This window comes from Enterobacter sp. BIGb0383 (assembly GCF_003751845.1).
Classification (GTDB): domain Bacteria; phylum Pseudomonadota; class Gammaproteobacteria; order Enterobacterales; family Enterobacteriaceae; genus BIGb0383.
Map to the genome: position 1 here is coordinate 526601 of NZ_RJKQ01000001.1, position 13700 is coordinate 540300.

Here is a 13700-nt window from a genome sequence, read left to right on the forward strand (position 1 = left end):
TAGTTTTACATCACGATATAACCACCTCCACAGGGTAGGAAAATGTAAATATTCTGTCTAATATATTAATAATCTCAAATAAGACGTTTAACCTATGAATGTTGAGCTTCGTCATCTGCGTTACTTTGTGGCGGTCGCCGAGGAGCTGCATTTTGGCCGCGCCGCCGCCCGCCTGAATATCTCCCAGCCGCCCCTGAGCCAGCAGATCCAGATCCTTGAGCAGCAGGTTGGTGCGCGCCTGCTGGCCCGCACTAACCGCAGCGTCAGCCTGACGGCAGCGGGCCGACAGTTTCTCGCCGACAGTCGACAGATCCTCAGCCAGGTCGAAGAGGCCGCCGCCCGCGCCGAGCGCCTGCATTTGGGGGAAAGCGGGGAGCTGCGGCTGGGATTCACCTCTTCCGCGCCCTTTATTAAAGCCGTCTCCGATACTCTGTCGCAGTTTCGCCAGCGCTATGGGGATGTCCATATTCAGACCCGCGAAACCAACACCCGGGAGCAGATCGCGCCCCTGAATGACGGTACCCTGGATCTGGGCCTGATGCGCAATACCATCCTGCCGGAAAGCCTTGCCTGGCAGCCCATCCTGCGCGAGCCGCTGCTGGCGATGATCCACCGCGACCATCCCCTGGCACAGCAGGAGGCGGTCAGCCTGGCAGCGCTCGCGGCGGAGCCTTTTGTCTTTTTCGACCCGCACGTGGGGACCGGACTGTACGACGATATTCTTGGGCTGATGCGCCGCTACGGACTGTCGCCGGTGATTACGCAGGAGGTGGGCGAGGCGATGACCATTATTGGCCTGGTGGCCGCCGGGCTGGGCGTGTCGATTCTGCCCGCCTCATTTCGCCGGGTGAAGCTGACGGAAATGCGCTGGGTGTCGATTCTGGAGCCGGATGCAGTATCAGAAATGTGGCTGGTCTGGTCCCGACATCATGAGCTGAGCGGTCCGGCGGCGCAGTTTAAGGCGCTGTTGCTTAAGGCGGCAAACAGGCGCGAAGAGGGGTAAAAATGTGCGGTAAATCACATGGCTAAGTAAAAATTTGACGGCCTGAATGAAGTCCTTCACCATAGCCGCAGTTTATTTCGAACCGCGAAAATAAAGGGAGTATGAGGTGGTAGCGGATAGTCAGCCCGGGCATATCGATCAAATTAAGCAAACTAACGCGGGCGCAGTGTATCGCCTGATTGACCAGCTTGGCCCGGTTTCGCGTATCGATCTCTCCCGTCTGGCACAGCTGGCCCCGGCCAGTATTACCAAAATCGTGCGCGAAATGCTCGAAGCGCATCTGGTCCAGGAGACGGAAATTCAGGAGCCGGGCAGCCGCGGCCGTCCGGCGGTCGGGCTGATGGTGGAAACCGAGGCCTGGCACTATCTCTCTTTGCGGATTAATCGCGGGGTGATCCATCTGGCCCTGCGCGATCTCAGCAGCAAATGCGTGGTCGAAGAGCAGCACCCGCTGCCGCTGGTGGCGGAAGAGCCGCTGCTGACGCGGATCATCAATCATATCGACCAGTTCTTTATTCGCCAGCAGCAGAAGCTGGAACGTCTGACCTCCATCGCTATCACCTTGCCGGGCATTATTGATACGGAAAACGGCATCGTGCACCGGATGCCGTTCTATGACGACGTCAAAGAGATGCCGCTGGGCGAAACCCTGCAGGCCCATACGGGCGTGCCGGTCTTTATGCAGCACGATATCAGCGCCTGGACCATGGCAGAGGCGCTCTTTGGCGCGGCGCGGGGCGCACGCGATGTGATTCAGGTGGTGATCGACCATAACGTCGGGGCCGGGGTGATCACCGACGGTCGTCTGCTGCACGCGGGCAGCAGCAGCCTGGTGGAGATTGGCCATACCCAGGTCGATCCTTACGGCAAGCGCTGCTACTGCGGCAATCATGGCTGTCTGGAAACCATCGCCAGTATCGACAGCGTTCTGGAGCTGGCGCAGGTGCGGATGAATCAGTCGATGAGCTCCATGCTGCACGGGCAGCCGCTGAGCGTTGACTCCCTGTGTCAGGCGGCGCTGCAGGGCGATCTCCTGGCGAAGGATATTATTGCCGGGGTTGGCACCAACGTCGGCAGGATCATCGCTATTATGGTGAACCTGTTTAATCCTCAAAAAATTCTTATCGGTTCACCGCTGAATCAGGCGGCGGAAATTCTGTTTCCGGCTATCGCCGACTGCATTCGCCAGCAGTCGCTTCCCGCCTGGAGTCGCCATATCGTCGTTGAAAGCACCCAGTTTTCGAATCAGGGCACCATGACCAGTGCCGCACTGGTTAAGGATGCGATGTACAACGGCTCGCTGCTGATCCGTTTGCTGCAGGGTTAACCTTTTTCATAGTTAACCGAAATATTGCGCTATCTCAAGCTGGCTGCCGATCCCTTCACGTAAACTCTATCCATTCTGAATTATTACTTTAGTTGATATTTACAGGCATAGCGTGGAGTGAGTAATGCTTAAGCGTTTCTTTGTCACAGGTACAGATACTGCCGTCGGGAAGACCGTAGTGTCCCGTGCGTTACTGCAGGCGCTTGCCGCCAGCGGTAAGCAGGTGGCGGGCTACAAACCCGTTGCGAAGGGAAGTAAAGAGACGCCGGAAGGGTTGCGCAACCGGGACGCACTGGTGCTACAAAGCGTCTCAACGCTGTCTTTGCCCTATGAGGCCGTCAATCCCGTTGCGCTGAGCGAAGAAGAGAGCAGCGTGGCGCACAGCAGCCCGGTTAACTACGAGCTGATCTCCCGGGGGCTTGAGAGCCTCAGCGGCCAGGTTGATCACGTCGTGGTCGAAGGCACCGGCGGCTGGCGCAGTCTGATGAACGATCTGCGCCCGCTTTCTGAGTGGGTGGTGCAGGAACAGCTGCCGGTATTGATGGTGGTGGGGATCCAGGAAGGCTGCATTAACCATGCGCTGCTGACGGCGCAGGCGATTGCCAATGATGGTCTGCCGCTGGTGGGCTGGGTGGCTAACCGGATTAACCCCGGTCTGGCGCACTACGCGGAAATTATCGAGGTGCTGAGCAAAAAACTGCCGGGGCCGCTGGTGGGGGAATTGCCCTATCTGCCGCGTGCCGAACAGCGCGAGCTGGCCCAGTATATCGATCTCTCCCGGCTGGATCGGGAACTGACGATGGCCAAAGCCATCGCCTGATCCCGGCGTAAAATGGCCCCGATAATCGGGGCCATTTTTTTAGCTGTCGCTATGAATGTTCAGCGCCCGCCGCGTGCGGCCCGAGCTGAGATAGTCGGCAATATAATCCTGCGAAATCTCGCCGTTATAGCGGCCTTCCTCATCGACAATCGGCATCCAGCTGGTGTTGCTCTCATACAGCTTCGACAGCACCACCCTCAGGTTATCCTCGGCTTTACCGGTAACGCGGAAGGGGTGCAGGCTGTCGGCGCAGCTGCCGCTGGCGTTGCGCGCTTCCCGACGTTTAACAAAGCCCAGCGGCTTGCCGTCATCGTCCACCACCGTAATGGCGCGAATATCGTTATCGTCCATGGTGCCGAAGGCTTCGGCCAGCGAGGTTGAGCGCCGCACGGTGATCGTCGGCTGCTGGTCGGTGACGTCGCCCGCCGAGACCAGCAGCAGGCGTTTCAGGGTGCGGTCCTGGCCGACAAAGGAGCCGACAAACTCATTGGCCGGTTTCGCCAGCAGCTCGTCCGGGCTGGCGCACTGGACGATACGTCCCTGGCGGAAGACGGCGATACGGTCGCCCAGCTTCAGGGCTTCGTCAATATCGTGGCTGACCAGCATCACGGTCTTTTTCAGCGCCCGCTGCATCTCCAGGAACTGGTTCTGGATCACCTCACGGTTAATCGGGTCCACCGCGCCAAAGGGTTCATCCATCAGCAGCACCGGCGGATCCGCCGCCAGGGCGCGGATCACGCCGATACGCTGCTGCTGGCCGCCGGACATCTCTTTCGGGTAGCGGTGGAGAAACTTCTTCGCATCCAGGGCGACCATCTCCATCAGCTCCTGGGCGCGTGTTTTACAGCGGGCCTTATCCCAGCCCAGCATCCTCGGCACCACGGTAATGTTCTCCTCAATGGTCATATTGGGGAACAGGCCGATCTGCTGGATCACATAGCCAATATTGCGGCGCAGGGTTACGGTGTCCATATCGCTGGTGTCTTCACCGTTAATCAGGATCTTGCCGCTGCTCGGGGTAATCAGTCGGTTAATCATCTTCAGGGTGGTGGTTTTGCCGCAGCCGGACGGCCCCAGCAGTACGCACATTTCACCTTCAGGGACGTTCAGATTGACGTTATCGACGGCGTTAAAGGTCTGGCCGTTCTTCTGGGCGAACTGTTTAGTCAGATTTTCAAGTTTAATCATTAGCGAATCCCCTTAGGCGTCAGCACAACTTGCAGACGATGCAATAACCAGTCGAGCGCAATAGCCAGCACACAAATCATCAGCGCACCGGCAATGAGCATACGAATATCGCTCCCGCCGATGCCGTTCAGTAACAGCAGCCCCAGGCCGCCCGCGCCGATCACGGCAGCGATAGCCATCACGCCGATATTCATCACCACGGCGGTACGGATGCCGCCGAAAATCACCGGCAGCGCCATCGGGATTTCTACCCAGCGCAGGCGCTGCCAGAAGGTCATCCCGATACCGCGTCCCGCTTCCTGCAGGCCCGGCGGCAGGCTGTCCAGCGCCGTATGGGTATTACGGACGATGGGCAGCAGGGAATAAAGAAACACGGCGGTAATTGCCGGCAGGGCACCAATACCCTGACCGATCAGCGAAAAGAGCGGGATCATCAGTCCAAACAGGGCGATGGACGGAATGGTCAGCACCAGCGTGGCCAGACCGAGGACCGGCGTGGCCAGCCATTTATGCCGCACGATCAGGATCCCCAGCGGAACGCCGATAATAATCGCCAGGCCCACGGCCAGCCCGACCAGCCACAGATGCTGGAAGGTCAGGGTGGCGAGGTAGCCCGCGTTGTCCATCATGTAGTGAAGGGTTTCCATCATCTCTCCTTACAGCAGGCCTTTGGCGTGCAGAAAATCGCGGGCGACCTGCTGCGGCGTCAGGTGGTCAATATCCACCTTCGCATTCAGGTCGGTGATGGCCTCGTTATCCAGCAGGCCGGAGAGGGTATTTAGCGCCTCTTCCAGCCCCGGATTGGCTTCCAGCGTGTCTTTACGTACCACAGGCGTGACAGCGTAACTTGGGAAGAAGCCCTTATCATCTTCCAGCACCTTGAGGTCGAAGCCTTTCACCCGTCCGTCGGTGGTGTAGATCAGACCGGCATCGACAAAGCCGTCGCGGATGGCGTTATAGACCAGGCCGGGGTCCATCTGGCGGATTTGCGGGCGGTCCAGCGCCATGTGGTAGGCGTCCTGCAGCGGCTTCATCCCGTCGCTGCGTCCGGCAAACTCCAGGTCCAGCCCCAGCAGCCAGTTGTTATCCGGGTCGGTCTGACGGATATGTTCGATTTTTGCCACCATCTCCGACAGGGTGTTGATATTTTCGGCTTCCGCACGCTTGCGCTGCATGGCAAAGGCGTAGGTGTTGTTCATGGCGGCCGGTTTTAGCCACACCAGACCGTGCTTCGCGTCCAGCCGTTTCACCGTGGCATACGACTCCTCGGGGGACATCCGCTCGTTGATATGGTTAAAGATAATCAGCGAGGTGCCGGTGTACTCCCATGTCATATCAATCTGTTTATTGATCATCGCATTACGGGAGATCACGGTGGCGATATTGGTTTGCGGCTGAACCTGAAAGCCCTTTTTCTGCAGATACTGCACGGTCATTGCGGACAGAATATGCTGTTCGGTAAAGCTTTTGGTGGCGAGGATTAACGGCGCAGCCAGTGCCTGACTGCTCAGCAGCACGCTGGCCGCCAGTGCGCCTAAAAGGTATCGAAAACGTTTCATTATTGTGCTCCCTGTTATCGTTATCGGGCGGTGTGTGGGCTAAGCAGACGGCCCAGTCCGGCCAGCAGCACATCGAGGATCAGGGCGAACAGCGCGGTGGCCGCCGCGCCGAGGATCAGCGTCGGGAAGTCATTCAGGTAGATACCGGGGAAAATCAGCTCGCCGTAGCTGCTGGCACCAATCAGGAAGGCCAGCGGCGCGGTACCCACGTTAATGGCGGTGGCGATGCGGACCCCGGAGAGGATCACCGGCCAGGCGTTGGGGATTTCCACCTGGCGCAGACGCTGCCAGCGGGTCATGCCGATACCGTTCGCCGCTTCCAGTAACGAAGGCGGAACGGAGCAGAGTCCGGCGTAGGTGTTACGCACAATCGGCAGCAGCGACGCGAGGAACAGGGCGATAATCGCTGGCGTATCACCAATACCGAGAACCACCATCGCCAGCGCCAGTACCGCCAGCGGGGGCAGCGTATTGCCGACGTTAAAAATCTGCATCACATATTCAGCGACGCCGCGGGCGGCTGGCCGACTGAGCAGAACGCCGCTGGGGATACCGACCAGCAGGGCCAGAAACATCGAGCTAAAGACCAGAATCAGATGCTGCTGGCCGAGATAGATCAAATCTACTTTCCGTGCCTGCAGAGTATCGAGTCCGATACCCCAGGCCAGCAGGCCAAGCACAGCAATAATGGCCGCAATAAACAGCAGCGCGCGTTGGAGGGGGGATGCTTGCATTGCAGTGTGTCTCCCTGTGTGCATGCGTTATAGCAACGAAAATGCGTTGCCTGTTGTTATGCCATGTTCCGGCAGGGTGTAAAAAGCTATAGCAAGGGGTCGGGAATGATTCCAGTGAATGACAAAGATGAGGGACAGGAAGATGCCGTGGAAACAGGGTGTTACGCCTTATACCGTCTTGTATGCGGGGGCATGGTAAAGAATAGTCTTAAAACATGACAACCGAAGTGACACCGTAACTAAATGGCCGGGCGGCTGCCCGGCCGGGAGGGTTAACGGAACAGGGGTTTATCGGCCACCGGGATCAGCAGGCGACTCTGCCAGTCAGCGAGGGTCAGCTGCGCGAGCTGACCGAGAGCGGCATAGAACGGGTGCGTCGCCGTCTGAGTAAAGACCGTCAGAAAACGCCCGGCCCAGGGCAACAGATGCCAGGCCAGCAGTCGATCGCTGGCGTCCTGACGACCGCTCTCGCAGAGCCAGGCCGCCAGCAGCAGCAGGGTGCCAAAATGGTCTTCCGGCTCGTTCTGTGCCGACTCAAAAGCGATAGCCTCCTCACGCATCCACTGACGCAGCGCCAGGGTGGAGTCGCCGAACAGGACCGATTCGCGATCCAGCCAGACGGAACCCCAGGGCGACGCTGGCAGGGCATCCGGGCCGATAAACAGCCGCTGCCACGCCTCTGCCAGCGGCTCCTCACAGGGCGTGCTGAACGCGTCCGTCAGCGGCGCGAGTACCGCTTCCGGCAGCGGCCAGTCCTCCTGCCAGGTGCCGCGCTGAAAGGCCGCCACCAGCGGGGCGGCCTGGTCACTGTCAGGAGCAAAGTAAAACAGCGCCCCCAGCGCCCGGGCGGTCATGGCAAATGTTGCCTGTTGCTCCGGCGTCATCCGGCCACCGCCATACCGACGGTCATATGCAGGCCGTAGAAGAGGCCGCGACCAATCAGCTCCCCGACAAGCACCAGCAGCAGACCGACCAGCAGGCTGGCGATACGCGGCTGCTTACGCAGTACCAGCGGACAAATCCAGCAGCCCAGACCGGCGGCCAGCAGCAGTATCCGGGCCACCTGCCAGGCGGCATAGTCCGGTACCAGCGCCCGGGCCTGCTGTACGGAGCTGTGAATCTCGCCGAGCGCCACGCTCTGCATAATCGCTACTGCAACCGTGGCCAGCAGCGCCAGAACGCTGAGCGCGGCGAAGATTTTGCCGTTGAAGGGCATCCGGGCCACGCGCAGCAGCAGGGCGGCAAACAGCGGACCGGTCAGCACGACGGTGAGGAAAAAGGCGCTGGTGGTGTAGCCGTTATGCCAGGTCGGGACCGTGTCGATCTGATAAACCCGGGTCATCGCCAGCACAAACAGCAGTCCCAGCACCATCGTGACGGCGAGCCATACCTGCCCCGGACGCGCGGGCATCTTGCCCAGAAACGCTATCAGCCACCCGATACCGCCGACGGCGAAAAACAGCGAGCCGCTGGCGATTTCGTTGCTCAGAGCCGAAGCGCCAATACGATTAAGCGAGTTAAAGGCGCGGAGCGGCGAACCGAGGTGGATCACCGAGGCCAGGAAGGCGACGCCCATCACCAGCCAGAGGAAAAACATCGACCTGACAACGCGCTGCCGGGCGGCCTCGTCGTCGCGTAACGCGCACCAGCCGAGGCCGGTAATGATTACGCCACCGACCACGCACTGGCCCAGCACGGTGAACAGAACCAGCGGCCATTCATGCCATCCATTGCCCATTTTATACCTCCTGCGGATTGGCCAGGAAGCCGGTGGTATCCCCACAGGGACGGCTATTGGCGTTAGGTTTGATCACGATATTCGGGTGGGTAAAACGCGCCGAAGGCAGCGGGGCGACCGCGGCCAGTTCACCGTGCTGTTTGCGCAGTTCGTCGATGGGACCGAACTCCAGGGCGCGCAGCGGACAGGACTCGACGCAGACAGGCTTCAGCCCGTCGGCAACGCGGCTATGACAGCCGTCGCACTTGGTCATGTGCCCTTTGGCGGCGTTATACTGCGGCGCACCGTACGGGCAGGCCATATGGCAGTAGCGACAGCCGATACAGACATCCTCGTTGACCACCACAAAACCGTCATCGCGCTTATGCATCGCGCCGCTCGGGCACACTTTGGTACAGGCCGGATCCTCGCAGTGGTTACAGGAGATCGAGAGGTAATAGGCAAACACGTTCTGGTGCCAGACGCCGTTATCCTCCTGCCAGTCGCCACCCGCGTACTCATAAATGCGGCGGAAACTGACATCGGGGGTTAAGTCTTTGTAATCTTTACAGGCCAGCTCGCAGGTTTTGCAACCGGTGCAGCGGGCGGAATCAATAAAAAAACCATACTGGGTTGTCATCGCTTACTCCTCAAACCTTCTCGATTTCCACCAGATTGGTGTGCTGTGGGTTACCCTTCGCTAAAGGAGAAGGTCGGTGGGTCGTCAGGGTATTGACGCAGGCGCCGTGGTCGACACGATCCCCATCCATATCGGCGTTATGCCAGGCACCCTGGCCCATGGCGCTGACGCCGGGCATGATTCGCGGCGTGACTTTTGCCGGAATATGTACCTCGCCGCGGGCGTTAAAGACGCGAACCATATCGCCATTGGCGATCCCACGCTTTTGCGCATCGATGGGGTTAAGCCACACTTCCTGGCGGCAGGCGGCCTGCAGGACGTCAACGTTACCGTAGGTAGAGTGGGTGCGGGCTTTATAGTGGAAGCCGAACAGCTGTAGCGGGAAGGTGCTGCGCTGCGGATCGTCCCAGCCTTCAAAAGTCGAGGCGTAAACCGGCAGCGGGCTGATGGTTTCATCTTTTTCCAGTTCCCAGCTGGCGGCAATGTCAGCCAGCCTGGCGGAGTAAATCTCGATTTTACCCGACGGCGTTTTCAACGGATTCGCCTGCGGGTCGTCGCGGAATTTTTTATAGGCCACAAAGTGTCCGTTCGGATCTTTGCGCTTATAAATGCCCATTTTCTTCAGCTCTTCATATCCCGGCAGCGCCGGATCTTTGGCCTGCATTTTGGCGTAGAGATACTGTAGCCACTCGGCCTGGGTCCGGCCTTCGGTAAAGCGCTGATGGACATCGTCACCGAGGCGTTTCGCCACTTCGCTCATAATCCAGTAAATCGGCTTACGTTCGAACTTCGGCGTGGTGACCGGCTGGATAAAGATCAGATAGCCCATATTCCCGGCGTAGTCGTTGGGGATGATATCTTCCTGTTCGACGGTCATCAGATCCGGCAGCAGAATATCGGCATAGCGGGCAGAGGAGGTCATAAAGTTCTCAATGACCACAATCATTTCGCACTTGCTGTCATCCTGCAGGATTTCGTGGGTTTTATTGATCTCCGAATGCTGATTGACCAGGGCGTTACCGGCGTAGTTCCAGATAAACTTAATCGGTACGTCGAGCTTATCTTTGCCGCGCACGCCGTCGCGGGTAGCGGTCATTTCCGCGCCGCGAACAATCGCGTCGGTCCAGCTAAAACAGGAGATGGACGTTTTCACAGGATTAGGCGGGATCGGCATACGCTCGATGGTGATGGTATAGGTAGATTCGCGTGCGCCGCTGTTGCCGCCGTTGATCCCGACGTTACCGGTCAGGATTGGCAGCATCGCGATGGCGCGTGCGGAAAGCTCACCGTTCGCCTGGCGCTGCGGTCCCCAGCCCTGACAAATATAGGCGGGCTTCGCGGAGCCAATCTCTCTGGCCAGCTTAACGATGCGATCGACCGGAATACCGGTAATGCGCGAAGCCCATTCCGGCGTTTTGGCAATGCCATCATTGCCCTGGCCCTGGATCCAGGCTTTATAGTGGCCATTGGCCGGGGCGCCTTCCGGCAGGGTTTTCTCGTCATAACCGACGCAGTATTTATCGAGAAACGGCTGATCGACGAGGTTTTCATCAATCAGCACCCAGGCCAGGCCGGCCACCAGCGCGGCGTCGGTACCGGGGCGGATCGGCAGCCATTCATCTTCGCGACCGGCGGCGGTATCGGTGTAACGCGGGTCGATGATGATCATCCTGGCGTTAGAACGTTCCCGTGCCTGTTCGAGGAAGTACGTAATACCACCGCCGCTCATCCGGGTTTCCGCCGGGTTATTGCCGAACATCACCACCAGCTTGGTATTTTCAATATCCGAGGTGCTGTTACCCTCATTCGAACCGTAGGTATAGGGCATCGCACAGGCGATCTGGGCGGTACTGTAGGTGCCGTACTGATTCAGGGAGCCGCCGTAGCAGTTCATCATCCGGGTGATCATCGACCCGGACGGGGAAGAGCGGGTGACGTTACCGCCGACGATCCCTGATGAGTAGTTCACGTAAACCGATTCGTTGCCGTAAGTTTCGACGGTGTGTTTAAGGCTTCCGGCAATGGTGTCCAGCGCTTCCTGCCAGCTGATGCGCTCAAACTTGCCTTCGCCGCGTTTGCCCACCCGTTTCATCGGGTAGTTAAGACGGTCCGGGTGGTTGATACGGCGACGGATAGAGCGTCCGCGCAGGCAGGCGCGAACCTGGTGATCGCCGTAAATATCGTGGCCGGTATTGTCAGTTTCGACCCAGCTCACTTCATCATCTTTCACGTGGAAGCGCAGGGCGCAGCGGCTGCCGCAGTTCACTGAACACGCGCCCCAGACAATCGTGTCCTGACTCCCCTGGGTAGCCTGCTGAACCGCCGCTGCGGCGCTTTTCAGACCAAAAGGTAAAGAAAACCCGCCTGCGGCCAGGGCCAGCGACCCTATCGCCGTCGATTTGACGAGGGTCCGTCGGCTAATGCCGCCGGGCTGTGGTTGATTTGACATTGCATACTCCAGAATAATAGTTATCACGAAAAATCATTTAGGATAGTTATTAGAATGTCCCTAATGATTAGCCGGATATTACCCAGTAAGGAGTAAGCAAAGTTTATTCTGAGTCAAAGAGAGGGGAGATCCCCCGATCAACGGGGGATATATCAAGTATTACTGCGATCCGACATCGGCATTATTCTGAGCCGAGGCGTCTGAGTTGCGGGTATAGAGGATTTTATGGGTGTCGTTAGCACAGTGCCCGACGACCTGAGCGCCAGCCCGATCGGCCTGGTCGTTCGGGACAATTGTCAGGCTAAAACCGCTTTCCGGCACGCCGTTGTTAACGATCTTCTGCTGAATATCGTTTTTCACATTCTCACAGGAGGACGGTGCCGCCAGCGCGGACGCTGAGGCGACGGACAAAAGTGCAACCAGCCAGTATGCCATTTTCATTATTGACTCCTTGTATCAGGTCGGTGATAAAAGCGTAGCACGACTAGTGTAAACAATTGTATTCCCTATAATGGCTGAGAGAATTCCCGAAATCAGGAACCCCCGCGTGAAGAGATTGATAATACCCGCTGCCCTGGCGATCGTTCTGACCGGCTGTGATGACGCCTCGGCGCCGCTTGCCTATACGCCTGAGATGGCCAGCTTTTCCAATGAGTTTGACTTCGATCCTCTGCGCGGCCCGGTGAAAGATTTTAGCCAGACCCTGATGAACGAAAAGGGCCAGGTCTCCCGGCGGGTCAGCGGCGCGCTGTCACAGGAGGGCTGCTTCGATCAGCTGGAGTTCCACGATCTGGACAATGATGGCAATGTCTCGCTGGTGCTGGATGCCAACTACTATCTGGATGCCGAAACGCGGGAAAAACGCCTGCGTCTGCAGGGAAAATGCCAGCTGGCGGCGCTCCCGGCGGCTGGGGTGACCTGGGAAACCGATGATAACGGCTTTGTTACCACCGCCCGCAGCAAAGACGCGCAGGTCAACTACCGCTATGACGAAGAGGGTTATCCGCTGGGAAAAAGCACCGTCAGCAAGGATGATACGCTCTCCGTTGCGGCGACGCCGTCGAAGGATAAACGTAAGAAGCTCGACTATACCGCCGTCAGCCTGCTGAACGATAAGCCCCTGGGGAACGTCACCCAGCGCTGTGAGTATGACCGCTATTCCAATCCGCTGAGCTGCGAGCTGAAAATTGTCGATGACAGCGTAACCCCGCCGGTCACGCAGAATTACACCATCAAAAACACCATCAACTACTATTGAGCCGTCGGCTTCAGCAGGCTGGTACCTGGCGTTTTATGCGCCGCCAGGTACTGGTGCTGAAAAATGCACATCCGGATAGTGTTGCGGTATTCGCCGTTGATAAAGAATTCGTGGATCAGCTCGCCTTCGGTCATAAAGCCCAGCTTGCGGTAAATATGAACCGCTTTCTCATTCTCTTTATCCACGATCAGATACAGCTTATACAGGTTAAGCACCGTAAAGCCGTAGTCTAGCGCCAGCCTTGCGGCACGTGACGCCAGGCCTTTACCCTGATGCTCAGGGGAGATGATTATCTGAAACTCGGCCCGGCGATGAACATGGTTAATTTCCACCAATTCGACCAGGCCCGCCTTCTCGCCGTTGCATTCGACGACAAAACGCCGCTCGCTCTGATCGTGAATATGCTTATCGTAGAGGTCGGAAAGTTCAACAAACGCTTCGTAAGGTTCTTCGAACCAGTAGCGCATAACGCTGGCGTTATTGTCGAGCTGGTGAACAAAGCGCAGATCTTCGCGCTCAAGCGGGCGGAGTTTGACGTTCAGGGCGTCATCCATGGGAAGTCCTTATCGGGAAACGGAGTGCAGCAGGCCCGGACGGACCTGCCGCTGAGAAATTACGGGTTGATCTTACGACCGGTGCTGCGGTCGAGGCAGCGCAGGGTATTGGGTTCCCAGTACGCGTTGATATTGGCGCTCTGCTCGCACTTATCGCGGGCATCAAAAGCCACGTCGGCTTTATCAAACTCTTTCTCCGCGCGTTTGTTAACTTTCTGACGCAGGTTGCGCGTATCGTCCCACTGCTCCTTGTCCATCGCCGCGTTCTGACGGCTTTGTGCGCTATCGCCAGACTCAATAATTAACTTATCGGTACGAGCGGAAGCAGAAGCAGTGTACACGATGGCACCCAGCGTCAGCATTGCCGTCAGGCACAGGCGTTTGCTAAGTGTAATTTTCATTGCGGTATCCTTTATGGGGAAGAAAACGGTTGACTCACGGTCTCAGTGTA

15 protein-coding genes are annotated in these 13700 nt (G+C 58.1%); 4 read left to right on the forward strand and 11 right to left on the reverse strand.

Annotated elements, in window-relative coordinates:
- Positions 1 to 94 precede the first annotated feature (94 nt).
- From EDF81_RS02620 to bioD, 3 genes are all read left to right on the forward strand, one after another.
- Positions 95 to 1003: a LysR family transcriptional regulator gene (locus tag EDF81_RS02620; RefSeq protein ID WP_123345970.1), complete on the forward strand. Its 909-nt coding sequence runs from the start codon at positions 95 to 97 to the stop codon at positions 1001 to 1003.
- 106 nt (positions 1004 to 1109) lie between these two features.
- The gene (gene mlc / locus EDF81_RS02625) at positions 1110 to 2330 is read left to right on the forward strand and encodes a sugar metabolism global transcriptional regulator Mlc (RefSeq protein ID WP_123345971.1); all 1221 of its coding nucleotides are present in this window, start codon (positions 1110 to 1112) and stop codon (positions 2328 to 2330) included.
- 124 nt (positions 2331 to 2454) lie between these two features.
- Positions 2455 to 3150, forward strand: a complete 696-nt coding sequence (gene bioD / locus EDF81_RS02630; protein ID WP_123345973.1) for a dethiobiotin synthase — start codon at positions 2455 to 2457, stop codon at positions 3148 to 3150.
- A gap of 39 nt (positions 3151 to 3189) precedes the next feature.
- Here the strand turns inward: bioD and osmV are convergent, their stop codons facing one another.
- The 9 genes from osmV to EDF81_RS02675 all read right to left on the reverse strand — a co-directional run bounded on the left by osmV (position 3190) and on the right by EDF81_RS02675 (position 11878).
- Positions 3190 to 4338 carry an osmoprotectant ABC transporter ATP-binding protein OsmV gene (gene osmV, locus EDF81_RS02635; protein ID WP_123345975.1) on the reverse strand — a complete coding sequence of 383 codons (1149 nt, stop codon included), beginning with the start codon at positions 4336 to 4338 and terminating at the stop codon, positions 3190 to 3192.
- The gene (gene osmW, locus EDF81_RS02640) at positions 4338 to 4985 is read right to left on the reverse strand and encodes an osmoprotectant ABC transporter permease OsmW (protein ID WP_123345977.1); all 648 of its coding nucleotides are present in this window, start codon (positions 4983 to 4985) and stop codon (positions 4338 to 4340) included. Before osmW ends, osmV begins: the two co-directional genes overlap by 1 nt.
- Before the next feature lie 9 nt (positions 4986 to 4994).
- Positions 4995 to 5897: an osmoprotectant ABC transporter substrate-binding protein OsmX gene (osmX, locus tag EDF81_RS02645; RefSeq protein WP_123345979.1), complete on the reverse strand. Its 903-nt coding sequence runs from the start codon at positions 5895 to 5897 to the stop codon at positions 4995 to 4997.
- A gap of 20 nt (positions 5898 to 5917) precedes the next feature.
- Entirely contained in the window at positions 5918 to 6631 is a 714-nt protein-coding gene (osmY, locus tag EDF81_RS02650; protein WP_123345981.1) for an osmoprotectant ABC transporter permease OsmY, read from the reverse strand.
- Between the two features lie 272 nt (positions 6632 to 6903).
- A complete protein-coding gene (gene dmsD / locus EDF81_RS02655) occupies positions 6904 to 7515 on the reverse strand; it encodes a Tat proofreading chaperone DmsD (RefSeq protein WP_123345983.1) in 612 nt (203 codons plus the stop codon).
- Positions 7512 to 8369, reverse strand: a complete 858-nt coding sequence (locus EDF81_RS02660) for a DmsC/YnfH family molybdoenzyme membrane anchor subunit (protein ID WP_123345985.1) — start codon at positions 8367 to 8369, stop codon at positions 7512 to 7514. Before EDF81_RS02660 ends, dmsD begins: the two co-directional genes overlap by 4 nt.
- A 1-nt stretch (position 8370) precedes the next feature.
- A complete protein-coding gene (locus EDF81_RS02665) occupies positions 8371 to 8988 on the reverse strand; it encodes a DMSO/selenate family reductase complex B subunit (RefSeq protein ID WP_123345987.1) in 618 nt (205 codons plus the stop codon).
- A gap of 10 nt (positions 8989 to 8998) precedes the next feature.
- Positions 8999 to 11437, reverse strand: a complete 2439-nt coding sequence (gene ynfE, locus EDF81_RS02670; RefSeq protein WP_123345989.1) for a selenate/tellurate reductase subunit YnfE — start codon at positions 11435 to 11437, stop codon at positions 8999 to 9001.
- Between the two features lie 159 nt (positions 11438 to 11596).
- Positions 11597 to 11878 carry a DUF1161 domain-containing protein gene (locus EDF81_RS02675; RefSeq protein WP_123345991.1) on the reverse strand — a complete coding sequence of 94 codons (282 nt, stop codon included), beginning with the start codon at positions 11876 to 11878 and terminating at the stop codon, positions 11597 to 11599.
- Between the two features lie 70 nt (positions 11879 to 11948).
- On the opposite strand from EDF81_RS02675, the gene EDF81_RS02680 reads away from it, so the two are divergent.
- A complete protein-coding gene (locus EDF81_RS02680; RefSeq protein ID WP_123345993.1) occupies positions 11949 to 12695 on the forward strand; it encodes a YnfC family lipoprotein in 747 nt (248 codons plus the stop codon).
- Here the strand turns inward: EDF81_RS02680 and speG are convergent.
- Complete coding sequence (gene speG / locus EDF81_RS02685) at positions 12689 to 13249, reverse strand: spermidine N1-acetyltransferase (protein ID WP_123345995.1); 561 nt, start codon at positions 13247 to 13249, stop codon at positions 12689 to 12691. The genes EDF81_RS02680 and speG overlap by 7 nt on opposite strands.
- 59 nt (positions 13250 to 13308) lie before the next feature.
- Positions 13309 to 13650: a DUF1283 family protein gene (locus tag EDF81_RS02690; protein ID WP_123345997.1), complete on the reverse strand. Its 342-nt coding sequence runs from the start codon at positions 13648 to 13650 to the stop codon at positions 13309 to 13311.
- Positions 13651 to 13700 lie beyond the last annotated feature (50 nt).